We start from the raw sequence: 24,708 nt of genomic DNA, 5'->3' as shown, positions 1-24,708 counted from the left end.
GTCCTCTCGGGAATTGGATTCGCTCTCCGCAGCAGCATGGGGCAGCCGGGCTAAAAAGAACAGAGGCGGCGGCCAGACTGCTTCGCGAAATCAGAACCAGGCGCGGATGCCGGCAAGGAAAGCCAGCCCGTGCGTGCCGCGGCCCTGAGCGCGGGCAATGTCGGCGGTTTCGCCCAGCGACGTTTCATAACCCACCCCGATATAGGGCGCGAATTCCCGCGTGATTTCATAGCGCAGGCGCAGCCCGGTTTCGAATTTCGTCAGTCCCGCGCCCAGATCGCGCTCGGCAATATCCTGCGCGGCCAGTTCCAGTTCGGCGCGCGGCTGCAGGATCAGCTGCTGGATTATTTTGTGGTCGTATTCCCCTTCGATCCGCGCCGTCAGATCGCCGCGGTCGGACAGGAACAGCGCCGCATCGACGTGCCACATATAAGGGGCAAGGCCCTGAACGCCGAGCACCAGATGGCTGCGGGTTTCAGGTTCCAGATCAAGCCTCGCGCCTGTCTGAAGGTCGAAGAAAGGGCCGATCGCCCGGCTGTAAAGCAGCTGGATTTCGGCATCTTCGACAGATCCGCCAAGCTCGCCTTCGCCTTCCGACTTGATGAAAACGCGGTTCAGATCGCCGCCGTACCAGCCCTGGATATCCCACAGCATTGCATCTTCGCCGCTGGCGATGCGGGCTTCCAGCCGTTCGACCATCAGCACACCGGTGGTCATCCCGCCATTTTCGCGTGCCAGCTGCGTGCGCGAAGACGCCATCGCCTGATCGCCCCAGATCGCATCGGCCGCATGACGCGGCCCGTCGAGCGCGCGGGCAGGCGGCGTCGCGGACGGTGTGGGGGCGGCATCGTGGTTCATCTGCCCGTGGTTCATGCCGCTGTGATCGCCGCTCTGATCCATCACGGCACCATCCGGATGGCCGTGTTGCATATCACCGTGGGTTTCTACGGGTTTCTGATCCGCGGCGGGTTCATGATCCATCTGCCCGTGGTCCATCGCACTGGGGCCCATCGCACCATGGTCCATCGCACTGTGGTCCATCGCGCCGTGATCCATTGAACCGTGATCCGGCGTGTTTTCTTCGTCCGTGGTCGATGGTTGCGCAGCGCCATGGCTCTGATGTGCGCCGTGACTTTGATGATCCTGCGCAGTCAGCGGGGCGGCCCCGCTCAGCAGGATGGCGGCAGCGGCGATCCGCATCATGCGTCCCCCGGGAACGGGCGAACGGTGACAACCTGCATCATGCCCGCGTGCATGTGGTATAAAAGGTGGCAGTGGAACGCCCAGTCGCCCGGCTCATCCGCGGTCAGATCGAATGTCGCGCTGCTGCCGGGCTGAACGATCACCGTGTGTTTGCGCGGCTGGTGCATGTTGTGCTCGCCGCCATTCACCAGTTCAAAGAAATGCCCGTGGAGATGGATCGGATGCGCCATCATCGTATCGTTGACCAGCTTCACCCGCACCCGTTCGTCATAACCGAAACGGATCGGGTCCTCTGTGACCGAGGTGAATTTCTTCCCGTCGAAGGACCACATATAGCGTTCCATATTGCCGGTAAGATGGATTTCCATCTCACGCTCCGGCATCCGGTGCGGGTTCATCTTCTTCGACTTCAGATCGGTGTAGCGCAGCACCCGGTGCGGCACATTGTCGAGGCCGAGGCCGGGGTAATCCATCCGGTCCACCGGCATCGGGCTGATCATGTCGACACCCGGGCCGACCTTTACATCTTCTGGAACTAGGCTCTTGTCGCGCATCGAATGGTTCATGCTGCCATGATCCATGCCCGAATGATCCATCGAGCCCATATCCATTCCCATGCCCATATCGGCCATGGTCAGCGTGGGCACTTCGCGCAGCGGCGGGGGGCTGGCGCGGTGGCCGGGATGTGAAGTCAGGCTGGCAACGCCCATTCCGCTGCGGTCCATCGATTCTGCCACGATGGCATGGCTGCCGGCGGGCGGAGTGACCACGACATCGTAAGTTTCCGCAACGCCGATCTGCAATTCATCGACCATCACATCGGCCACGTCCTGCCCATCGGCCTGAATGACCGTCATCGGGACGCCGGGGATGCGCATATTGAAGAACGTCATCGCGCTGCCATTGATGATGCGCAGGCGGACTTTTTCGCCCGGCTTGAACAGATATTCCAGATTGTCGGCCGGGCCGTGGCCGTTGATCAGATAGGTGTAGGTCGATGCCGATACGTCCGCGATGTCGCGCGGGTTCATCCGCATCTTGCCCCACATCCGGCGCTGCTCGCCAGACAGGCCGCCTTCCGATGCGGTCATCATCGACCGGTTGAAGTAATGTTCGCCGACCTTCAGCTTGCGCATGATTTCATGCGGATGCATCGGGGTGAATTCGCTGAGCAGGACGACATAGTCGCGGTCGTATTCGCTGTCGGAACCGTCCTTTGCCTCGATCACGATCGGGCCGTAATGTCCCATCTGTTCCTGCAGGCCGGAATGGCTGTGCCACCAGTATGTCCCGGCCTGACGGATCGGGAATTCATAGGTGAATGTCTCGCCCGGTTTGATCCCGGGGAAACTGACGCCGGGCACGCCGTCGAACTGGAACGGCAGCAGCAGGCCGTGCCAGTGGATCGAGCTGTCTTCATCCAGATTGTTGGTCACGTGCAGGCGCAAATCCTGCCCTTCGCGAAGGCGGATCAGCGGGCCCGGGATCATCCCGTCCACGGCAACCGCATGGCCGCTGCGACCCCCGGTGGCGAAATGCGCGTTGCCGATCGAGAGGTTGATATCCTCGCCCGAATAGGTGCCGAACCCTTTCCTGGCTTCGCGTATGGAGCCGCCCTTTGCCCATACCGGGCTGGGCAGCGCGGAAGCCGCGGCCAATGCGGCGGTGCTGGTGATCAGCCCTCTTCTCGAAAGCAGGGGGCTGGCAGGCTTGAAGACTTGCGACATGCGGGCCTATATATACCCCTATAGGGTATTTGAAAGGGTCAAAATCCAATGCCAGATTCTCAGTCCGCAGACGCGAAATCGAACGTCAACCGGCTAAACCGCATTGCCGGCCAGGTTAAGGGCATCGGCCGGATGATCGAAGATGATCGGTACTGTATCGACGTGCTTACCCAGATCGCAGCGGTCAAGGCGGCGCTGGGTAAGGTCGAAAGCGGGGTGCTGAAACAGCACGCTGCCTGCTGCGTGGCTGAAGCAATCGCGAGCGGTGACGAGCAAGAGCAGCGCCAGAAATTTTCCGAGCTGGTGGATCTGATCGAAAAGCGCCGCTGATCCGGTGCTGCCGCAACAGAAAAGGCCCGGCGGATCGCTCCGCCGGGCCTTTCTTTTGATTAAGACCGGATGGCCTGGGTGGCTTAGAAGCCGCCCATTCCGCCCATGCCGCCCATGCCGCCCATATCGGGCATGCCAGGTCCGGCGTCCTTGTCTTCCGGAGCGTCGGTGATCGCCGCTTCGGTGGTGATCAGCAGGCCGGCAACCGAAGCTGCATCCTGCAGCGCAGTGCGGACAACCTTGGTCGGGTCGATAACACCGGCTTTCACCAGGTCTTCATAGGTGTCGGTTGCAGCGTTGAAGCCCTGCGTCTCGTCGTTTTCGCGCAGCAGATTGCCCGAAACAACCGCGCCGTCATGGCCCGCGTTCGATGCGATCTGGCGGATCGGTGCGAGGATCGCCTTGCGGATGATGTCGATACCGCGGGTCTGGTCGTCGTTTTCGCCTTTCAGGCCGTCCAGCGCCTTGGTCGCGTAAAGCAGTGCAGTACCGCCGCCCGGGACGATGCCTTCTTCAACAGCAGCGCGGGTAGCGTGGAGCGCGTCATCGACACGATCCTTGCGTTCCTTCACTTCGACTTCGGAAGCGCCGCCGACCTTGATCACGGCAACACCGCCAGCGAGTTTCGCCAGACGTTCCTGCAGCTTTTCCTTGTCGTAGTCGGAAGTGGTGGCTTCCATCTGCGCCTTGATTTCACCGACACGGGCCTGAATCTCTTCAGCCGAACCAGCGCCGTCGACGATGGTGGTGTTATCCTTGTCGATGGTGACGCGCTTGGCTTCACCGAGCATGCCCAGCGTGACGTTCTCGAGCTTGATGCCGAGATCTTCGCTGATCATTTCGCCCTTCGACAGGATCGCGATGTCCTGCAGCATGGCTTTCCGGCGATCGCCGAAACCAGGTGCCTTGACCGCAGCAACTTTCAGGCCGCCGCGCAGCTTGTTGACCACGAGGGTCGCCAGCGCTTCGCCTTCGATGTCTTCTGCAATGATCAGCAGAGGACGGCCCGACTGCATTGCAGCTTCGAGAACCGGCAGCATGTCCTTGAGGCTCGAAAGCTTCTTCTCGTGGATGAGAATGTAAGGGTTTTCGAGCTCAACCGACATCTTGTCAGGGTTGGTGATGAAGTAAGGCGACAGGTAACCGCGGTCGAACTGCATGCCTTCGACAACGTCGAGTTCGAACTCGAGGCCCTTGGCTTCTTCGACGGTGATTACGCCTTCCTTGCCGACCTTTTCCATGGCTTCAGCGATTTTCTCGCCGACTTCACGGTCGCCGTTGGCAGAAATGACGCCAACCTGAGCGATCTCTTCGCTGCCCGAAACGTCTTTCGAACGGCTCTGAAGGCTTTCGGTTACGCGGGCTACCGCGGTGTCGATGCCGCGCTTCAGATCCATCGGGTTCATGCCCGCAGCAACTGCGGTCATGCCTTCGCGGATAATCGCCTGGCCCAGAACTGTTGCAGTGGTGGTGCCGTCACCGGCGAGGTCGTTGGTCTTCGACGCAACTTCCTTCAGCATCTGCGCGCCCATGTTCTCGAACTTGTCTTTCAGTTCGATTTCCTTGGCGACGGTGACGCCGTCCTTGGTGATGCGGGGTGCGCCGAAGCTCTTGTCGATTACAACGTTACGGCCTTTCGGGCCGAGCGTTACTTTAACGGCGTTTGCGAGCGTATCTACGCCCTTGAGGATGCCTTCGCGGGCATCGCGGCCGAACTTTACGTCCTTGGCTGCCATTGGTGTTTCTCCAGATTAGGTGTGAATTGAAAACAAGCGTGCGCAGTGGCGGATCAGGAAATGATCCCCATGATGTCGCTTTCTTTCATGATGATCAGATCTTCGCCGTCGACCTTGACTTCGGTGCCCGACCATTTGCCGAACAACACGCGGTCGCCAGCCTTGACGTCGAGTGCGATGCGATCGCCATCGTCGTCACGCGCGCCGTCGCCAACGGCAACGATTTCGCCTTCGCTGGGCTTTTCCTGTGCGCTGTCGGGGATGATGATCCCGCCTGCAGTCTTCTGATCGGCTTCGATCCGGCGTACGAGTACGCGGTCGTGTAGCGGACGAAATGCCATAGTGATGACCTCTTCGTTAGAGTGGTTGAAAAGTTGGGTTGGCACTCTCACCATGAGAGTGCCAGCGAGGTGCAAATGGGGATGCGCCTATGGAGAGTCAACAGGCCCGGCGATGAAAAAGTTTCGCGTTTTTCGCTGCGGTGTGGCCTGTGTCAGCCAGCCTGTAGCAGCACGCCCGGTTCTGATTGCTTGGCTTACTCGGCTTTTGCTGGGCGCGTGGTCAGACCGATGCGGTCGCGCAGCAGCCAGCGCCAGATCAGAAACAGCGCAGCAACTGCAAGGCCGGTGGCAAGCCCGATCCAGACCCCTGTTCCGCCAAGCGGGGTGAGGAAGCCGAGATATAGCGACACGCCGATCCCCGGCACCCAGTATGAAAAAATCGCGATCCACATCGGGATGCGGGTATCCTGCAATCCGCGCAACGCCCCGGCGGCGACCGCCTGCAGGCCGTCCACCAGCTGAAAAGCAGCGGCGATGACCAGGTATCGCAGCGCAAACCCGACCAGCACCGCGTTCTTGGCCGCTTCGGGATCGATATAGATATGCAGCAGCGTGCGCGGCATGAAGATCATCGCAGAACACGAAAACGCCATGAAACCGGTTCCGACGAAAATCGCGGACCATCCGGCGCGGCCCATGCCTTCGCGGTCGCGTGCGCCATAGAAATAGCCGACCCGAATGGTCGCCGCCTGCCCGACACCGAACGGCACCTGGAACGCCAGTGCCGCAATCTGCAAGGCGACCGTATGCGCTGCCAATTGCGCAGTGCCGATATTGCCCATCAGAAACGCCGCTGCTCCGAAGATTCCCGCCTCGGCCGTGATCGTCAGCGCAATCGGCGTGCCGATTTTCACAATCGCCCGGAACCGTTCCCAGTCGGGCACCCACCAGCGGCCAAAGATATGATACCGGTGCATCAGCGGGTCCAGGCGGATCGCGATGACATAGGCGGCAAGCGTCACCAGCGACGTGATGATCGTTGCCACCGCAGCGCCCGTCAGCCCCATTTCCGGCGCGCCGAAATTGCCGAAGATAAAGGCATAGTTTGCCAGCGCGTTCACCCCGATGCCGCCAGCGGTGATGAGCGTCGCAAAGATCGGACGGCCAAGCGCGGATACAAAATTGCGCAGCACATTGTTCAGCACCATCGGGATCATCGACCAGATGATGACGGTCATATAGGCGCTCGACATCGCGATAATCTCGCTCTGCTGGCCGGTAATGCGGGAGAGCGGACCAATGCCGAGGCAAATGATCATACCCGCCGCGCCGCTTATCACCGACAGCCACAGCGCCATGCGGGTCGCACGCCGCACCGGGCGCAGGGCCGGGGCGCGTTCGCCCAGATCGGCGGCGATGACCGGGGCGACCGCACCCGTCAGGCCGGATAGTGCCCATAGGACCAGACCGAACAGCGCAATCGCCAGCGCCGAAGCTGCCAAAGGTGCTTCTCCGAGCCGGGCAATGAAGATCACATCGATTGCGTAGGTTAGCATCTGAAGCAGATTGGCGAGCGCGAGCGGCCAGCTAAGCCGAAGGGTGGCTGCCAGCTCTGTACGCCAAGGGGTTGCCCCTGCGGAATGGACGTAGGCCTGCGTCATAAAGCCGGTCCGGATAGGCCCGGGGAGTGGCAGTTGAAAGGCTGATACGAAAAGCCGCGCCGCTTTCAGCAAGCGGCGCGGCTATCACGCAACAGCAGTATTGGCGGGCAGTCAGCCGCCCTTGCGGCTGTCTTCGATCCTTCGGACGATATCATCCGGCCATGTCACCGGCAGCTGTGTTTGCGGGTTGAAGGTTTCACCCTGATCGGCGGCTTCTGCGGCGGCGATTTCCTCTGCGCTGAGAAATTCGCTCGGCTCCAGCGCAAAGACGTCGAGCCCGCGGGTGATCTCGGTGCCGTAAATGCGGCCCTTGTACCAATAGGCTGACCAGTATCCGCCGGTCACAAGCTGATCTTCGTCGATCGGCCCGCGGTCGAAATAGGCGATTTCAAACGGATTTTGCGCATCGGTGAAATCGATCACGCTGATGCCGCCCTGATACCAGGCCTGTACGAAGATATCGCGGCCCGGCACCGGGATGATGGAACCGTTGTGCGCGACGCAGTTTTCCTTGTCCCCTTGTGGTGCCGGCAGCTTGTAAAGGCTGCGGAATTCAAGCTGACCGTCGACTATCTCGTAAATCGCGTTCGCGCCCCAGTTGCGCGGGTCGGTTGCCTGGCACCGCGGGCGTCCGCCGCCGCCCCATTCATCGGTGAACAGCACCTTTGTCCCGTCATTGTTGAACGTGGCCGAATGCCAATAGGCAAAGCCCTTGTCGGTCACTTCGTCGATCCGCTTCGGCGCGCGCGGATCGGTGATGTCGAAAATGATGCCGTTGCCCGAACACGCGCCCGCCGCGAGGTTGAGCGAAGGGAAAACGGTGATGTCGTGGCAATGGTTGGTTGAATTGGTTTCCTGCGTGTCTTCGCCGTGATCGCCGCCCTGCCACAGTCCGGCGAGGCGGCCGGTTTCCGGATCGGCGAACACGGCGGGACTATCGACGATGCGTGACCGAGAAGGATCGGCCAGCGGGATTTCGATCACATCGATACGGAACAATGCGGTCCGGTCATCGCCGGGCACATCGCCGATGCAGCCGGCCAGTTCCTTCTCATCGCGAATACGCGAGGTGCCGGAATTGTAGACGATCAGCGCATCATCGGTTTTCGACACGACCGAATGGGTGTGCGATCCGCGGCAGGTCTGGACCTGGCCCACCTGAACCGGATTGGTCAGGTCAGAAATGTCGAACACGCGCAGGCCGCGAAAGCGTTCTTCGCTGACCTTTTCGGTAACTCCCTGAAGCCCGCAATCAACGCGGGCGCGGGTGTCCTGCACACTCATCAGCAACAGATCGCCGACAATGGAGACGTCACCCTGCCCGCCCGGGCAGACGACCGAGCTGACGAGGCCGGGCGTTCCATCTTCGCCAAGCTTGTAGATGTTGAACCCGTGATAGCTGCCGGCAACCAGCAGATCCCCGCTAAACGCCATGTCGGTGTTGGCAAAATCGAGCAGAGGCCCGCGTTTCGCAAATTGCGGTTTGTCATCCTCACTGTCGCGCGGATCGGCAGAGGCCGCTTCTGCGTCGCTCTCTGCAACTTCGGTGTCTGCGTCTCCCTCAGTTTCGTCCTTCTTGATTTCCGGACGCAGTTCGCCCGGATTGGCCGGGTCGAAGAAGCCGACGGGTTTGGGCAGGGTCGCCACTTTCCGCAGGTTCAGAATTGCCTCACCAGCATCGGTCAGTCCTGCAGCCAGCGTCGCACGCGGATCATCGGACAGGCTGGCGAGAATTGCGTTCATCCGCTCGATCTCGGTGTTCTGGTCGTTCTTCACATCATCGGTGAATTCCAGGAACACCGGATCCGACGCGGTGCCCGGCTGTTCGATCAGGTCATCCACCATTTCAACCGCACCCTTGTGGTGGGCAATCATCAGCTCGAGGAACAGGCGATCGAAATTGGTGCCGGTGGATGCAGCCAGTTGCTTCATCTGTTCAGGCGTCGCCATGCCCATCATGCCCATATGCGCGGCGTGGCCCATGCCCTCCATACGCAGCGGTTCGCCCTTTTCAGCGAGCCAGTCGGTCATGAATTTCATTTCGTCTTTCTGGCTGGCATCAATGCGCCCGCCCAGTGCGACAATTTTTTCCTTGCTGGTGCGCTCTGCGATCAGCGCCGCCATTTCAACGGCTTGCTGGTGGTGCACGATCATGCCTTGCATGAACATCACGTCGGCAGGGGCGTATGCGGTGGAGGCAAGGGCGGTCGCCTGCTCCGCGGTCAGGCGCTGGGTCGGCTGGCCGGGCGCGCCCGGCTTCACGATCGGTGCATCCTGCGCGGTGGCAGCGGTCCCGGCAATCATGGCGGCGGCAGCGACGGCAGTGTAGAAACGGCATTTGGCGAGCATGTGCGATAGTCCCCTGATTTGACTGTTCGCAGTGCTGGCCCAGATTAGCAGGCATGCCAAGTGCAGTTTGCAGCAACAGGAAGGCTGCTCATAGAAAAAGGGCGGCGCCAGTACGGCACCGCCCTTCCTCGGTGATCCTGAGCGGATCGAAGCGTAAGCGTTGGCTTACTTGAGTTCGACGGTACCGCCGGCTGCTTCGATCTTGCCCTTGATTTCTTCGGCTTCTGCCTTGTTCACGCCTTCCTTGAGTGGCTTAGGCGCGCCTTCGACGAGGCCCTTTGCTTCGGTCAGGCCCAGGCCAGTGATGGCGCGGACTTCTTTGATGACCTGGATTTTCTTGCCACCGTCGCCGGTGAGAATGACGTCGAATTCGTCTTTCTCTTCAGCAGCAGGTGCGTCGCCGCCAGCAGCCGGGCCAGCAACAGCAACTGCAGCAGCGGCGCTAACGCCCCACTCTTCTTCCAGTGCCTTGGCGAGGTCAGCTGCCTCGAGGACAGTCAGTTTCGAAAGTTCTTCAACAAGCTTGGCGATATCGGCCATGATGCTTTACTCCAATTAGATGACTTGGCGGGGCAAAAAGCGCCCCAAAATTGTTTCGCTTGAATAACCGCTTACGCTGCTTCTTTGGCGCCGTAGGCACCGAAGACGCGAGCAAGCTTGTTGGCCGGTGCGTTAACAACCTGAGCGATTTTCGTCGCCGGTGCGTTAACCAGACCAATAATCGTACCACGCAGTTCGTCGAGGCTTGGCATCGAGGCGAGCGCCTTGATTCCAGCTTCGTCGAGCATTTGTCCGCCCATCGAGCCGCCGACAATTTCAAGTTTGTCGTTCGACTTGGCGAATTCCACCGCAGCCTTGGCCGCCGCGACCGGATCTTCGGAATATCCGAGAGCGGTCGGACCGGAGAGCAATTCCTCCAGGCCTTCGTACTGGGTGTCTTTCAGGGCAAGCGCGGCAAGACGGTTCTTCGCAACCTTGTAGGACGCCCCTGCATCACGCATTTTTCCGCGCAGATCAGTGGACTGTGCCACCGACAGGCCGAGATTGCGGGTTACAACAACCACGCCAACCTCGTTGAAAACTGCATTCAGCTCGGCGACCGCGTCGGATTTCTGCGAACGATCCATGCCTTACTCCTTCACTATGGCCGCACGTACACCCGAAAGCGCGCGAGCGACCGGCTCACATTTGCCCATGCCGCAAACCGACATGGGTTAAAGGTCCGTTGATGGGGAAGGAGGGTGCGCCAATATCCAAATATCGGAGTGAGGCGCGAATGCGGCGCATGGCCACATAAAAATTCTCTGTCCCCGTCTAGGCTGGAAATTAAGAAGGCCAGATTGCCTTCACCAACTGTCTCGGACGGATGTTCACTGGACCCGTCAGCCCAGCGAACGGGCCGGCATCTAGCGCAGTTGCATCAGGAGTCAACCGAATTGCGCGTAGAAAGAGGCTGGCCTATCGAGAAAGAGTCCGGCCCATAAAGAAAAGGCCCGCCGTTCGCACGGCAGGCCTTTTCAGAAGATATGCAGACGCAATTACATGTCGTCGGCTTTGTCCTCGAGAGCTTCTGCTTCTGCTTCGAGAGCAGCAGCTTCGCCGGCGTTGCCAGCGTCTTCAGCCACTTCAGCCTGAGCTTCGAGAGCTTCGGCTTTTTCGTCGATGACTTCAGCCTGAGCTTCAACGACATCGTCCATTTCTTCGCCAACTTCTTCAGCCGGGCCGTCACAAGCGGTCAGGGCGAATGCAAGCGGAGCTGCAACCAGTAGAATCTTTTTCATGTTTATTCCCCTCGATAGAAATACTCGGGACACGGGCTATCGAAACCACAGTGCCCAAAACCTTGTGATCTGGAAACATACAGGCCCGCCAGGTTTCCCGGCAGGCCTGCAGTTTTGTGCCGGACCGGTCAAACCAGTCCGGCAATGCAATTACATTTCGTCAGCCTGGTCTTCCAGAGCTTCAGCTTCAGCTTCAACAGCTTCGGCACCAGCTTCGTCGCCAGCGTCTTCCATCTCGTCAGCCTGAGCTTCGAGAGCTTCAGCCTGTTCGTCGATTACGTCGCCAGCGGCTTCAACTTTTGCTTCCGCTACGTCTTCTGCTTCTTCTTCAGCGGTACCGCCACAAGCGGTCAGTGCGAAAGCCAATGGCATAGCGACAAGTGCAAGTTTCTTCATAATAATTCCCCTTCAAAACCCAGTCATTTGACTCACCGGTCGGCGCAACATCCCGTTAACGGGCCGAGAGTCAATGGCCAGTGAAAAATATCCAAAGCGCCAATTGGTAAACGGCCGCACGACTTGAGTATTCGCCGTCCATTTTCCTTTCGGATCAGGCTACCAACCACCCGCCAGCGCATCGGTTCCAGAAGATTGGCGAAAATGTGGCAAGATGGCTCGCTAGTGCCTGAATTAAGGGGGCGGTGGAGCCAAGACCTCGGGCCAGTACCTCAGGCGGCTGGCTCAACCCCGGCTTGATAAGCCAGCAGATCGCCCGGCTGGCAGCCCAATTCGCGGCAGATCGCCTCAAGCGTGGAAAAACGGATGGCTTTTGCCTTGCCGGTTTTCAGGATCGACAGGTTTGCGAGGGTCAGGCCGACTCGCTCCGCCAGTTCGGTCAGCGTCATGCGGCGTTCGTGGAGCAGGTCATCCAGTTTGACCAAGATCATGCCGCCTTCGCCGGCTGGGTTGTTTGCGGGGGGCATCAGACGGTTCCTTCCAGTTCTTCGCGCATGGCCGAGCCCTGACGGAATACCCGTGCAAGGATGAACAGGACGATTGCCAGCAAGACGCCGGTTGCCGACAGTTCGATATCCAGCTGGATTTCTTGCTCCGGGAACTGTGTCTGCAGATAGGCGACGGCCATCATCATGGGAATTGCGGCCACCTGGAATACAGCGGCGATCCAGCCCATTTTCTCAAGCCGGTCAGCGTTTTCGTCCACGAACGGGTCGCCTTGGCCGACCGTGTCGATGATCTTGCCGAGATAGCGGAAGAACATGAAGGCGGCAGCCATTACTGCTGCGCCGAGCGTCAGAAGGCCGGTGATGGTGGCCAGGACAAGTGGCAGGTTGGCGGCGTTCCCATCCAGCGCTTCTGCCACGTGTTTGTAGCTGAAGAGGAATGCAGGAATCGTAAGTACCAGCACCACCGCAACAAGCAGCAGCAGCGCGCTGACGAGGGTGGTGACAATCTTGCCAGCTGCGAGCAGCGGGTCATTCGGGCGGGCGGCCATGGGCGGTTCCTTTCTTCGAACGTCAGGCGAGTACAGGTGCCATCAGCGCGGCGGCCTGTGCACTGGGAACGGAAATAACCGGTATCCAGGTGATTGCGACGATCACCAGCGCAGCGATTGCGGCGGTGGCATGTTGAGTGAATTGCGTCATTTGTCGATCTCCAATATGCTCGATATCGAAAATCAATAAGGGCGATGAGATTTATTGTCAATCAATAATATCGAAAAACAATATGCCCCGTTCCGCTTTGCAATATGCGACTGGCGCTAGTTCCGGTGCCAAACCGTCAATTGGTGCCCGCCAAACCAGCCCCCGACTTCGATTTTTGCCTCTATCTCAGACCTGTCCATTTCCGGCCCATCCTCTGTTCCGGCAAGCGGGCTGAAGCGCACCGGCCAGTGAAGCGCACGGGCGGGGCCGGGCGCGTTCTCGTACGATATCCCGTCCGTCAGCCTGAGGTGTATCCATTGCGCGATACCGTTTGCCTGTTCGCCACCGCTGGCTAGCGCAAGCGCCGCCTCGCCGGTCTGGGGAATTTCGGCATCTGCGTGAAATTCGAATGTGAACAGGTTCGCCGTCTCGCCAATCTGTTTCAGTTTCGGGTGGGCGTTATGCACCGGGCGTGTTGGTGCGACATGCCGGTTGAACAGCGACAGGTCGAATCCCTCCACTTCGCCTATCGGTGTGCGCTTGCCGGTCAATTCGCACAGAGACACCCTGATGTCGGCGCCCTCCGGCAAGAACACCGCGCCGGGCCGGCACAGCCGCGTCCGGACATCCTCCAGTGCGGGAAGCATGCCTTCTCCGATCAGATCGTCTGACACTATCTCCGAGATCACCAGATCCGCGCCTCCTGCCAGATCAGCGTCCTTGTCGAGTTCCGCCGAATTGCGACCGATAATCGTGATTTGATCGGATAAGCCGTTCGCAGCGACAATTTCGCGCGCGGTTGCGGCCAGCATCGGGTTCATTTCGCAGGCGACCACCGATTTCGCGCCCGCACGGGCGGCCATCATTGCGAGCAATCCAGACCCTGTGCCGACATCGAATACATTCTTGCCGGGCGCGAGCCGTTCGATAGCCGCACGATAGGCTGCATTTCGCGGTTCGTCCGCCAGCATCCCGCGATGAAAGCCATCAACTTTGTGGCTGCTAATGATTCTGGAGAGCGCGCGAACACGCGAATCGCCCGGATCGGCGTTCATGGCCCTTGCGATCAGGGAGAGTGCCAGTTCCCCCCGTTCGCTCGAAGCCAGTTTCTGACCGAGCGCAACATAGCCAGCCGGGTCATGCAGCGGGTGTGCGGATTTCTTGCCGTCCATTGCCCCTTTTCCGGTAAAACCGGCTGCGATTGCAAGCCGTCCTGGTGTTTTTAATGGTTTTTGCCGCAAACCAGCCAGACTGTGCGCACCATAAACTGGTCCCGGCCTGATCCATTCGGCTTGCCAGCCCCGGTCTTCCGGAATCGGTCGGCCAGACTCGGTTTGACAGTGCGGCGAGCCATTCCTATATGGCTGGCAACCGCACGCTTCGAGCGCGACGGGCCTTTGCGCGGAGGCCAGTCCAAGAACGGAAGCGGCGATTCCATATTCGCGACGCTTTTATTGAGCTGCAGCTGTACCGGGAACGGTACGATTCGCTGCGGCTTTTCCGCGTCCTGATTGGAAGTGTCCATCCGCGCAGACACAAACAGATCACCCGCCAACGCGTAGGCGGGATCATTTTATAAGAGGCAAGCACCCTCCATGGCGACCAAGGCAAGCAGCACCGGAGCGAAAAAACGGCTCAGGAAAACAGGTGCCAACACCGGCACTGCAAAGCGGCGCATCCGCAAGATTTTCGGCGACATTCACGAAGTCGTGAAGATGCCGAACCTGATCGAAGTGCAGCGTGAGAGCTACGAACAGTTCCTCCGCTCCGATCCTTCGATCGATTACGTTTCGGGTCTTGAGAAGACCCTGCGCAGCGTATTTCCGATCCGTGACTTTGCCGGCACTGCCGAGCTTGATTTCGTGCATTACGAACTTGAGCCGCCGAAATACGACACAACCGAATGCCGCCAGCGCGGTATCACTTATGCGGCCCCGATGAAGGTCACGCTGCGCCTGATCGTATTCGAAGTCGACCAGGAAACCGAAACCCGCTCCGTGCTCGATATCAAGGAGCAGGACGTGTATATGGGCGACATGCCGCTCATGACCGGGAACGGCACGTTCATCATCAATGGCACCGAACGCGTTATCGTGTCGCAGATGCACCGTTCGCCGGGTGTTCTGTTCGACCATGACCGCGGCAAGACCCATTCTTCGGGCAAGTTGCTGTTTGCTGCCCGCGTCATTCCATATCGCGGTTCGTGGCTCGATTTCGAATTCGACGCCAAGGACATCGTCAACGTTCGTATCGACCGCAAGCGCAAGCTGCCTGTCACGTCGCTGCTTTATGCACTCGGCCTCGACAGCGAAGGTATCCTCGATCACTTCTACGACACCGTCACCTGGGAACGCGTCTCGGGCAAGAAGGGCGATGGCTGGAAAATGCCGTTCGTTCCGGAACAGTGGCGCAATGCGAAGCCTGCCTTCGCCCTGGTCGACGCAAAGACCGGCGAAGAAGTGTTCGCAGCCAACCAGAAGATCAGCCCGCGCGCAGCCAACAAAGCTGCCAAGGACGGTCTGACCGAACTGTTGATCCCGACTGAAGAAGTCTTCGCGCGCTATTCCGCACGTGACCTGATCGACGAGAAAACCGGCCGTATCTATATCGAGGCTGGCGACGAATTTTCTGCAGAAAACCTCGAAGTGCTCGACGCTGCTGGCATCGACCGCCTCGAACTGCTCGACATCGACGAGATCAATACTGGTCCGTGGATCCGCAACACTCTCGCCGTCGACAAGGCCGAGAACCGCGACGAAGGTCTGGAAGCGATCTACAAGGTCATGCGTCCGGGCGAACCGCCAACCAAGGAAACCGCAGAAGCCCTGTTCGAAGGCCTGTTCTTCGACAGCGAACGCTACGACCTTTCCGCCGTTGGCCGCGTAAAGCTCAACATGCGTCTTGAACTGGACGCGGAAGACACCGTGACCACCCTGCGCAAGGAAGACATCCTCGCCGTGGTCAAGGAGATGGTGAACCTGAAAGACGGCAAGGGCGAGGTCGATGATATCGATAACCTCGGCAACCGCCGTGTCCGTTCGGTTGGCGAGCTGCTGGAAAACCAGTACCGCGTCGGCCTGCTGCGCATGGAACGCGCAGTGAAGGAACGCATGAGCAGCGTCGATGTGTCGACTGTCATGCCGAACGACCTGATCAACGCGAAGCCGGCTGTTGCAGCGGTACGCGAATTCTTCGGCTCCTCGCAGCTGTCGCAGTTCATGGACCAGACCAACCCGCTGTCGGAAGTCACCCACAAACGCCGTGTGTCGGCGCTTGGGCCGGGCGGTCTTACCCGTGAGCGCGCAGGCTTCGAAGTCCGCGACGTTCACCCGACGCACTATGGCCGTATCTGCCCGATTGAAACGCCGGAAGGCCCGAACATCGGTCTGATCAACAGCCTCGCCTCGTTCAGCCGCGTCAACAAATACGGCTTCATCGAAACGCCTTACCGTGCGGTCAAGGACGGCAAGGTTACTGGTGAAGTAAACTACCTGTCGGCCATGGAAGAGCAGAAGCACGCGGTTGCGCAGGCTTCGGCAGAACTGAACGAAGACGGTACATTTGTCGAAGAACTCGTTTCGGCCCGTCAGGCTGGCGAATTCGTGATGCTGCCGAACGACCAGATCACGCTGATGGACGTTTCGCCCAAGCAGCTTGTTTCGGTTGCCGCCTCGCTCATCCCGTTCCTGGAAAACGATGACGCCAACCGCGCATTGATGGGATCGAACATGCAGCGTCAGGCTGTGCCGCTGGTGAAGGCCGAAGCGCCTTTCGTCGGCACCGGCATGGAAGAAACCGTGGCCCGCGATTCCGGCGCTGCGATTTCCGCAACGCGCGGCGGTATCGTCGACCAGGTCGATGCGACCCGTATCGTGATCCGTGCAATCGGCGATGTCGAACCCGGCCAGTCGGGCGTCGACATCTACACGCTGCAGAAATTCCAGCGCTCGAACCAGAACACCTGCATCAACCAGCGTCCGCTGGTTAAGGTTGGTGAAGTGATCGAAGCCGGCGACATTATCGCTGACGGTCCATCGACCGACATTGGTGAGCTGGCGCTGGGCAAGAACAGCCTCGTCGCGTTCATGCCGTGGAACGGTTACAACTACGAAGATAGTATCCTGATCAGCGAACGTATCGTGAAGGATGACGTGTTCACCTCGATCCATATCGAGGAATTCGAAGTCATGGCCCGTGATACGAAGCTTGGCCCTGAAGACATCACCCGCGATATTCCGAATGTCGGCGAGGAAGCCCTGCGCAACCTCGACGAAGCCGGTATCGTTTACATCGGTGCAGAAGTGCACCCGGGTGACATTCTTGCAGGCAAGATCACGCCGAAGGGCGAAAGCCCGATGACGCCGGAAGAAAAACTCCTCCGCGCCATCTTCGGTGAAAAGGCTTCTGACGTTCGCGATACCTCGCTGCGTCTGCCGCCTGGTGTTGCCGGTACTGTTGTCGAAGTCCGCGTGTTCAACCGCCACGGTATCGAAATCGATGACCGTACGCGTGCGATCCAGAACGAGGAAATCGAGCGTCTGCGCAAGGATAGCGAAGACGAACGCGCGATCCTCAACCGGGCAACCTACAACCGTCTGCACGACATGCTGGTTGGCGGCACCGCGTCCGCAGCGCCGAAAGGCGTCAAGAAGGGCAGCGAGATCACCGGCGAAATGCTCGACGGGATCGAGCGCCACGAATGGTTCAAGTTCGCGGTGGCCGATGATACCCGTCAGCAGCAGCTCGAAGCAATCAAGTCGCAATACGACGAAGCGATCAAGCGCATCGAAGAGAAGTTCGATGACCGTAAGGAAAAGCTTGAGCGCGGTGACGAACTCGCTCCGGGCGTGCTCAAGATGGTCAAGGTCTTCGTTGCCGTGAAGCGCAAGCTTCAGCCGGGCGACAAGATGGCAGGCCGCCACGGGAACAAGGGTGTTATTTCGCGGATCCTTCCGCAGGAAGACATGCCGTTCCTCGAAGACGGTACCCCTGTCGACCTCGTGCTCAACCCGCTCGGCGTGCCGTCGCGTATGAACGTCGGCCAGATCTTCGAAACCCACCTGGGCATGGCCGCACGCGGTCTTGGCCAGCAGGTTACGCGGGCTCTGGAAGATTGGAAGATGGCCAACCCGAACGCTGCAGAAGACTACGCCAAGGCGACCCCGCCTGACGCAGTGGTCGAGCGGCTGAAGGAAGCTTACGGCGAAGACTACGCTGACGAGATCGAAGCCCGCTCAACCGCGGAAATCGTCGAACTCGCCGGTAATCTGACCAATGGCGTTCCGATGGGTACGCCGGTGTTCGATGGTGCGCGCGAAGCCGATGTCACCGCAATGCTTGAGAAAGCGGGTCTGCCCGGTTCGGGTCAGGTCACGCTGTTCGATGGCCGCACCGGTGACGCGTTCGACCGTAAGGTGACTGTGGGCTACATCTACATGCTCAAACTGCACCACCTTGTTGACGACAAGATCCACGCACGTTCGATCGGCCCGTACTCGCTTGTTACCCAGCAGCCGCTGGGCGGTAAGGCGCAGTTCGGTGGTCAGCGCTTCGGTGAGATGGAGGTCTGGGCACTCCAGGCCTACGGCGCGGCTTACACGCTGCAGGAAATGCTCACCGTCAAGTCGGATGACGTGATCGGACGGACCAAGGTTTACGAAGCGATCGTCAAGGGTGACGACACCTTCGAAGCGGGTATTCCGGAGAGCTTCAACGTTCTCGTCAAGGAAATGCGCAGCCTGGGTCTCAATGTCGAATTGTCTTCGCTCACCGAAGGTGACGAGGATGACGACGGCATGAAGATCGCCGCAGAATAAGCCGATAGGAAATTGACCCTGACCCCCTCTAGCGGGGGATATGGAGCGAAGTTATGAACGACCTTACAAAATTCACCAACCAGCTGGCCAAGCCGGAAACCTTCGACCAGATTCAGATCGGTCTGGCATCGCCCGAGCGAATCCGCAGCTGGTCCTTCGGCGAAATCAAGAAGCCGGAAACCATCAACTATCGTACGTTCAAGCCTGAGCGTGACGGCCTGTTCTGTGCCCGCATCTTTGGTCCGGTAAAGGACTACGAATGCCTGTGCGGCAAGTACAAGCGCATGAAGTACAAGGGCGTCGTCTGCGAGAAGTGCGGCGTTGAAGTAACCGTGACCAAGGTCCGCCGCGAGCGGATGGGCCACATCGAGCTTGCTGCGCCGGTTGCACACATCTGGTTCCTCAAGTCGCTGCCTTCGCGCATCGGCTTGCTGCTGGACATGCAGCTCAAGCAGCTTGAGCGCGTGCTGTATTTCGAAAGCTACATCGTCACCGAGCCTGGCCTTACTCCGATGGAGAAATTCCAGCTGCTGACTGAAGACGAGCTTCTCGAAGCGCAGGATGAATACGGCGAAGACGCGTTTTCCGCCGGGATCGGCGCTGAAGCCGTCAAGTTCATGCTGATGGATCTCGATCTGGAGCAGGAACGCGACGATCTTCTGGAAGAGCTGGCGACGACCAAGTCGAAGCTGAAGCCCGCCAAGATCATCAAGCGCCTGAAAGTCGTCGAAAGCTTCATCGATTCGGGCAACCGCCCCGAATGGATGATCCTCGAAGTCGTTCCGGTCATTCCGCCGGAACTGCGTCCGCTTGTGCCGCTGGATGGCGGCCGTTTCGCGACTTCGGATCTCAACGATCTGTACCGCCGCGTCATCAACCGTAACAACCGCCTGAAGCGCCTGATCGAACTGCGCGCGCCGGACATCATCGTCCGCAACGAAAAGCGCATGCTGCAGGAAGCTGTCGACGCACTGTTCGACAACGGCCGCCGCGGCCGCGTGATCACCGGTGCCAACAAGCGTCCGCTGAAATCTTTGAGCGACATGCTCAAGGGCAAGCAGGGCCGCTTCCGTCAGAACCTTCTGGGTAAGCGCGTCGACTATTCCGGCCGTTCGGTCATCGTGACCGGTCCGGAACTGAAACTGCACCAGTGCGGTCTGCCGAAGAAGATGGCGCTCGAACTGTTCAAGCCGTTCATTTACGCCCGCCTCGATGCAAAGGGTCTCTCCATGACCCTGAAGCAAGCGAAGAAGTGGGTCGAAAAAGAACGCAAGGAAGTCTGGGACATCCTCGACGAAGTGATCCGCGAACACCCGGTTCTGCTGAACCGTGCGCCGACGCTTCACCGTCTTGGCATCCAGGCGTTCGAGCCCGTGCTGATCGAAGGCAAGGCAATCCAGCTTCACCCGCTGGTATGTTCCGCCTTCAACGCCGACTTTGATGGTGACCAGATGGCGGTCCACGTACCGCTTTCGCTGGAAGCCCAGCTCGAAGCGCGCGTGCTGATGATGTCGACCAACAACATCCTCTCGCCAGCAAACGGCAAGCCGATCATCGTTCCTTCGCAGGACATGGTTCTCGGGATCTATTACCTGTCGATGGACCGTCAGGAAAAGACCCCTGAATACGTCGAGGAAAATGGTGAGAAGATCGAGAAACTGCCGCGCTTTGCCGACATGGCCGAAGTGCATCAGGCTCTCGAAGTGGGCGCCGTAACCTATCACTCTAAGGTCATCACCCGCGTTCCGCAGGCCGATGAAGACGGGAACATTGTTCTCAAGCGCTTCACGACCACGCCGGGCCGTCTGCTGATCGGTGAATGCCTGCCGAAGAACCACAAGGTTCCTTTCGACATCATCAACCGCCTTCTCACCAAGAAGGAAATCGGCGACGTGATCGATCAGGTTTACCGTCACACCGGCCAGAAGGACACGGTTCTGTTCGCTGACGCGATCATGGGCCTTGGCTTCCGCCACGCGTTCAAGGCCGGTATCTCCTTCGGTAAGGACGATATGATCATCCCTGATTCCAAGGATGCACAGATCGAACAGACCAAGGCGCTGGTTGCCGATTACGAGCAGCAGTATCAGGACGGCCTGATCACGCAGCAGGAAAAGTACAACAAGGTGATCGACGCATGGTCACGTTGCGGTGACACTGTTGCTGACGCGATGATGGACGAGATTAAGGCGCAGCCAATCGGCGACGATGGCAAGCAGGCCCAGATCAACTCGATCTACATGATGGCACACTCCGGTGCGCGTGGTTCGCCAGCGCAGATGAAGCAGCTGGCGGGTATGCGCGGTCTGATGGCCAAGCCTTCGGGCGAGATCATCGAGACGCCGATCATCTCGAACTTCAAGGAAGGTCTGACCGTTCTTGAATACTTCAACTCCACCCACGGCGCTCGTAAGGGCCTCGCGGATACGGCGCTCAAGACGGCAAACTCGGGTTATCTGACCCGCCGTCTGGTCGACGTTTCGCAGGACTGCGTGATCGTCGAGGAAGACTGCAAGACGTCGAACGCGCTGGAAATGCGTGCTATCGTTCAGGGCGGTAGCGTTATCGCCTCGCTCGGTGAGCGTATCCTGGGCCGTACGACTGCAGAAGACCTCGTCAACGCGAAGACCGAAGAAGTCATCGTGAAGTCGGGCACGCTGCTCGACGAAGCCATGGTCAAGGAAATCGAAGCGGCTGAAGTTCAGTCCGCCAAGATCCGCAGCCCGCTAGTTTGCGAAGCCCAGCAGGGTGTTTGCGGCAAGTGCTACGGCCGTGACCTTGCTCGCGGTACTCCGGTTAACATCGGTGAAGCTGTTGGCGTTATCGCCGCGCAGTCGATCGGTGAGCCGGGCACCCAGCTGACCATGCGTACCTTCCACATCGGCGGTGCTGCGCAGGTTAACGAAACCTCGCATCTCGAAGCGATTTCGGATGGCAAGGTCGTTTACCGCGACATGCCGACCATTACCGACAAGAAGGGCCGCACGCTCTCCCTGGCGCGTAGCGGTGAAATCGTGGTCATCGATGCGGAAGGCCGTGAGCGCGAAATGCACAAGGTTCCTTACGGTACCGTGCTGCTCAACAAGGATGGCGCGAAGATCAAGGAAGGCGACCGTCTGGCTGAATGGGATCCGTTCACCCTGCCGATCATCACCGAGACTTCGGGCGTCGTGAAGTTCCAGGACCTCATCGACGGCACCACCATGGAAGAGCGCGTCGACGATGCCACAGGTATCGCTCAGCGTGTTGTCACCGAAAACCGGGCTACCGGCCGCAAGAAGAAGGAAGATCTGCGCCCGCGCCTGACTCTCTTCAACGATGCGGAAGCAGCCAAGGGCGAAGAAGCCGATGCCGCACGCTACATGCTGGCACCGGGTACATCGCTGTCGGTCGACGACGGCCAGGAAGTACAGGCAGGTGACATTCTTGCCCGTGCTTCGCGTGAAGCTGCCAAGACCCGCGACATCACCGGCGGTCTGCCGCGTGTTGCCGAACTGTTCGAAGCCCGTATCCCGAAAGACAATGCGATCATCGCCAAGATTTCCGGCAAGATCGAATTCGTTCGTGAATACAAGGCCAAGCGCAAGATCGCGATCGTTCCGGAAGAGGGTGATCGCGTCGAGTATCTGATCGCGAAGACGAAAGTCCTCGACGTTCAGGAAGGCGACTTCGTGAAGAAGGGCGACACCCTGATTTCCGGTAGCCCGAACCCGCACGACATCCTCGATGTTCTGGGGATCGAGCCGCTGGCCGAATATCTCGTCAACGAGATTCAGGAGGTTTACCGGTTGCAGGGCGTGAAGATCAACGACAAGCACATCGAAACGATTGTTCGCCAGATGCTGCAGAAAGTCGAAATCACCGATGGCGGCGACACCACGCTGCTGCCGGGCGAGCAGGTCGATCTCGAAGAAATGAACGAGATCAATGCCAAGCTGGACAAGAAGAAGAAGAAGGCAGAGGGCACGCCCATCCTTCTCGGAATCACCAAGGCTTCGCTGCAGACCCGTTCGTTCATTTCGGCTGCTTCGTTCCAGGAAACCACCCGCGTGCTGACGCAGGCGGCGGTCGAAGGAAAGAAGGACACGCTGATCGGTCTGAAGGAAAACGTGATCGTGGGCCGTCTCATCCCCGCCGGTACCGGCGCTGGTATGAACCGCATGCGCGTCACCGCTTCCAGCCGCGACGCCGCTCTGCGCGCTTCGTGGAAGAAGCAGCAAGACGCGCTGGCCGCAGCAGAAGCTGCCGGTCAGGTCGTCGAAGAGCCTGAAACCGAAGTGCCAGCCGATGCACCTATGGACGAGGCCGCAATGGCCGCTGCCATGGGCGGTGCAGCGCCTGCCGCGGACGAAACACCGGAAACTCCAGAAGCCGAATAAGCTTCCGGTAACCGGATAAAAAGACCCCGCTGGAGCTACGGCTTCGGCGGGGTTTTTTGTGAGCGATGATCCGACACTGCAATCTTGCGCTGGCCGATGCGCGTTTGACAGTTTTCGGCAAATTGGCTGAGTTTCGCAGATTGAGTTATACCCGCTTCAGGGGGTGACATTATGGTTAGACTTCTCAAATCAGCATTGGTGACGATTATTGGCTTGCACGCGCTATTTTACGCGGTGCAGAATATTGCGAATCTGGAGGCGGCACATGGCGCGCTGCTGTATGTTTTGGGCGGCGCAGATCATGAGGTTTACGCTGCCAGCGCATTTCCGCAGTCAAGCAATCCGGCGCTTGCCTGGGCTGCATTACTGGTGGTCCTGGCCGGTGAATTTGCCGTGGCCTATTTCGGCATCCGGGGCGGATGGGATTTGTTCAGGGCACGAAGCGGGCCGACAGAGGAATTCCATGCCGCAAAGCGCAACGGCATTGTCGCTGCAGGCGTGGCACTGCTGGTCTGGTTCGGCTTTTTCATGAGCTTTGGTGCTGCATTTTTCCAGATGTGGCAAACGCAGGTCGGCGCAGGATCGATGGAAGGCGCGTTCATGTATGCCATGGCATCAGCCGTCACGATGCTGTTTGTGTGTCTGACGGACGACTGACAGAATTGGCCTGGCCTGCCGGGCCAAATCCGCGTCAGGAACTGTACGCCAGCCGCTCCAGCGCCTGGAACCCGGACATGGCGCCGGGATCGCCGAAGGGTGAAAGCTGGCTGATAAACACGCCAGCAATTCCCGCCGCCGGATCAATCCAGTAATAGGAATTGAAAATGCCTGCCCATGCCAGGCTGTTGGCGCTGCGGCCGCCCTCGACAGGTTCCGGGTTGATCAGGAAGCCTAAACCCCAGCCGGTGTGCTGGTCGGGGAAATTGTCAAACGGCGGCGCCAGATCGGGCATGGCCGATCCCATATAGCCTGCGCGCAGATCGCCGATCTGGTTGCGCGACATTTCCGCGATGCTTTCTTCGCTGAGGATGCGTTTGCCGTCCAGCTCACCGCCGCGCAGCACCATTTGCAGGAACCGGGCATAGTCCGGCGCTGTGGAAGACAATCCGCCGCCGCCGCTCTGGAACTCGCCGCCGCCAAGATACATCGGGGAATAGGCCCAGTCGCCGCCCGGTCCGCGGACATGCACTTTGGCAGAGCCCTCTACCGGTTCAGGCCGGAATGCCGTGTGGGTCATGCCCAGCGGCTTCAGGATATACTCGGTCAGATAGCTTTGCAGATCGCCGCCGGTCACGGCTTCTACCGCCAGTCCGACCCAATCGGTCGCAACGCTGTATTCCCACTTGTCGCCCGGATCGAACATCAGCGGCATGGTGATGGCCGCTTTTGTACCGGGCACAGGTGCGCCCGTGGCCGAGAAATATTTCAGGATTTGCGGGTGGACGAAGAAGTATCCGAGGCCCGACGTGTGCGACAGCAAATGGCGCAAGGTGATCTGGCGAACCGCCGGGCGCAGGATTGGCGCGCCATCATCATCGAACCCTTCCAGCACTTGCGGGTCTGCCAGTTCAGGCAGCACATCGCCGATCGGGCCATCCAGGCTAAGCTTGCCCTGTTCGACCAATTGCATCGCGGCAACCGACACCAGAGCCTTCGTCATCGATGCAATCTGGCAGATCGTGTCCAGCTTCATCGGCGTGCCGGCCTTTGCGTCAGCATGTCCCCATGCGCCGCTGAACCGCACACCCTCTCGGTCAACGATCATGGCTGTAGCGCCGGGCAGGTCGGCGTTTTCGATGGCTTGCGTAAGCTGTGCTTCGTTTGTCATGCCGGGGAAGCTA

The 24,708-nt window shown here is 59.4% G+C and carries 19 protein-coding genes; 4 read left to right on the top strand and 15 right to left on the bottom strand.

Annotated features, from left to right (window positions below; translation table 11 throughout):
* Positions 1–90: 90 nt before the first annotated feature.
* Both PO778_RS09965 and PO778_RS09960 read right to left on the bottom strand, forming a co-directional pair.
* Positions 91–1,203 carry a copper resistance protein B gene (locus tag PO778_RS09965; RefSeq protein WP_271439521.1) on the bottom strand — a complete coding sequence of 371 codons (1,113 nt, stop codon included), beginning with the start codon at positions 1,201–1,203 and terminating at the stop codon, positions 91–93.
* Positions 1,200–2,930 (bottom strand): copper resistance system multicopper oxidase, encoded by a 1,731-nt coding sequence (locus PO778_RS09960; RefSeq protein ID WP_271439520.1) that lies wholly within the window; start codon positions 2,928–2,930, stop codon positions 1,200–1,202. Before PO778_RS09960 ends, PO778_RS09965 begins: the two co-directional genes overlap by 4 nt.
* A 48-nt stretch (positions 2,931–2,978) precedes the next feature.
* Here PO778_RS09960 and PO778_RS09955 point away from each other — a divergent pair, with 48 nt between their 5' ends.
* The gene (locus PO778_RS09955) at positions 2,979–3,260 is read left to right on the top strand and encodes a metal-sensitive transcriptional regulator (protein WP_271439519.1); all 282 of its coding nucleotides are present in this window, start codon (positions 2,979–2,981) and stop codon (positions 3,258–3,260) included.
* Positions 3,261–3,343: 83 nt separating this feature from the next.
* Here PO778_RS09955 and groL read toward each other — a convergent pair whose 3' ends face one another.
* The 12 genes from groL to PO778_RS09895 all read right to left on the bottom strand — a co-directional run bounded on the left by groL (position 3,344) and on the right by PO778_RS09895 (position 13,844).
* Entirely contained in the window at positions 3,344–4,996 is a 1,653-nt protein-coding gene (gene groL, locus PO778_RS09950; protein WP_160731367.1) for a chaperonin GroEL, read from the bottom strand.
* Between the two features lie 53 nt (positions 4,997–5,049).
* Positions 5,050–5,337, bottom strand: a complete 288-nt coding sequence (gene groES / locus PO778_RS09945; protein WP_160731734.1) for a co-chaperone GroES — start codon at positions 5,335–5,337, stop codon at positions 5,050–5,052.
* A 194-nt stretch (positions 5,338–5,531) separates the two neighbouring features.
* Positions 5,532–6,938 carry an MATE family efflux transporter gene (locus PO778_RS09940; protein WP_160731368.1) on the bottom strand — a complete coding sequence of 469 codons (1,407 nt, stop codon included), beginning with the start codon at positions 6,936–6,938 and terminating at the stop codon, positions 5,532–5,534.
* A gap of 111 nt (positions 6,939–7,049) precedes the next feature.
* Entirely contained in the window at positions 7,050–9,287 is a 2,238-nt protein-coding gene (locus PO778_RS09935; protein WP_271439518.1) for a DUF305 domain-containing protein, read from the bottom strand.
* 165 nt (positions 9,288–9,452) lie between these two features.
* Complete coding sequence (gene rplL / locus PO778_RS09930) at positions 9,453–9,827, bottom strand: 50S ribosomal protein L7/L12 (protein ID WP_160731370.1); 375 nt, start codon at positions 9,825–9,827, stop codon at positions 9,453–9,455.
* Positions 9,828–9,898: 71 nt separating this feature from the next.
* Entirely contained in the window at positions 9,899–10,414 is a 516-nt protein-coding gene (gene rplJ, locus PO778_RS09925) for a 50S ribosomal protein L10 (protein WP_160731371.1), read from the bottom strand.
* 411 nt (positions 10,415–10,825) lie between these two features.
* Positions 10,826–11,068 (bottom strand): hypothetical protein, encoded by a 243-nt coding sequence (locus PO778_RS09920; RefSeq protein WP_160731372.1) that lies wholly within the window; start codon positions 11,066–11,068, stop codon positions 10,826–10,828.
* A 150-nt stretch (positions 11,069–11,218) separates the two neighbouring features.
* Complete coding sequence (locus PO778_RS09915) at positions 11,219–11,464, bottom strand: hypothetical protein (RefSeq protein WP_160731373.1); 246 nt, start codon at positions 11,462–11,464, stop codon at positions 11,219–11,221.
* A 272-nt stretch (positions 11,465–11,736) separates the two neighbouring features.
* Positions 11,737–11,991 carry a helix-turn-helix domain-containing protein gene (locus tag PO778_RS09910; RefSeq protein WP_271439517.1) on the bottom strand — a complete coding sequence of 85 codons (255 nt, stop codon included), beginning with the start codon at positions 11,989–11,991 and terminating at the stop codon, positions 11,737–11,739.
* A complete protein-coding gene (locus tag PO778_RS09905; protein WP_160731375.1) occupies positions 11,991–12,521 on the bottom strand; it encodes a DUF2975 domain-containing protein in 531 nt (176 codons plus the stop codon). Before PO778_RS09905 ends, PO778_RS09910 begins: the two co-directional genes overlap by 1 nt.
* Before the next feature lie 22 nt (positions 12,522–12,543).
* Positions 12,544–12,672 (bottom strand): hypothetical protein, encoded by a 129-nt coding sequence (locus PO778_RS09900; RefSeq protein ID WP_271439516.1) that lies wholly within the window; start codon positions 12,670–12,672, stop codon positions 12,544–12,546.
* 116 nt (positions 12,673–12,788) lie between these two features.
* On the bottom strand, positions 12,789–13,844 hold the full coding sequence (locus PO778_RS09895; RefSeq protein ID WP_271439515.1) for a 50S ribosomal protein L11 methyltransferase: 1,056 nt from the start codon (positions 13,842–13,844) through the stop codon (positions 12,789–12,791).
* A 423-nt stretch (positions 13,845–14,267) separates the two neighbouring features.
* Here PO778_RS09895 and rpoB point away from each other — a divergent pair, with 423 nt between their 5' ends.
* The 3 genes from rpoB to PO778_RS09880 all read left to right on the top strand — a co-directional run bounded on the left by rpoB (position 14,268) and on the right by PO778_RS09880 (position 23,524).
* Positions 14,268–18,488, top strand: coding sequence for a DNA-directed RNA polymerase subunit beta (gene rpoB, locus PO778_RS09890; RefSeq protein WP_160731377.1), 4,221 nt, complete (start codon positions 14,268–14,270; stop codon positions 18,486–18,488).
* 53 nt (positions 18,489–18,541) lie between these two features.
* On the top strand, positions 18,542–22,867 hold the full coding sequence (gene rpoC, locus PO778_RS09885; RefSeq protein ID WP_160731378.1) for a DNA-directed RNA polymerase subunit beta': 4,326 nt from the start codon (positions 18,542–18,544) through the stop codon (positions 22,865–22,867).
* 171 nt (positions 22,868–23,038) lie between these two features.
* Complete coding sequence (locus PO778_RS09880) at positions 23,039–23,524, top strand: DUF2165 family protein (RefSeq protein ID WP_271439514.1); 486 nt, start codon at positions 23,039–23,041, stop codon at positions 23,522–23,524.
* Positions 23,525–23,558: 34 nt separating this feature from the next.
* On the opposite strand, the gene PO778_RS09875 is transcribed toward PO778_RS09880, so the two are convergent.
* Positions 23,559–24,695, bottom strand: coding sequence for a serine hydrolase domain-containing protein (locus tag PO778_RS09875; protein ID WP_271439513.1), 1,137 nt, complete (start codon positions 24,693–24,695; stop codon positions 23,559–23,561).
* Between the last annotated feature and the right edge of the window lie 13 nt (positions 24,696–24,708).

The organism is Pontixanthobacter luteolus (assembly GCF_947494915.1).
GTDB lineage: Bacteria > Pseudomonadota > Alphaproteobacteria > Sphingomonadales > Sphingomonadaceae > Pontixanthobacter > Pontixanthobacter luteolus.
Note: the sequence above shows the minus strand (reverse complement) of the source record. Positions and strands in the feature narration are given on the sequence as shown.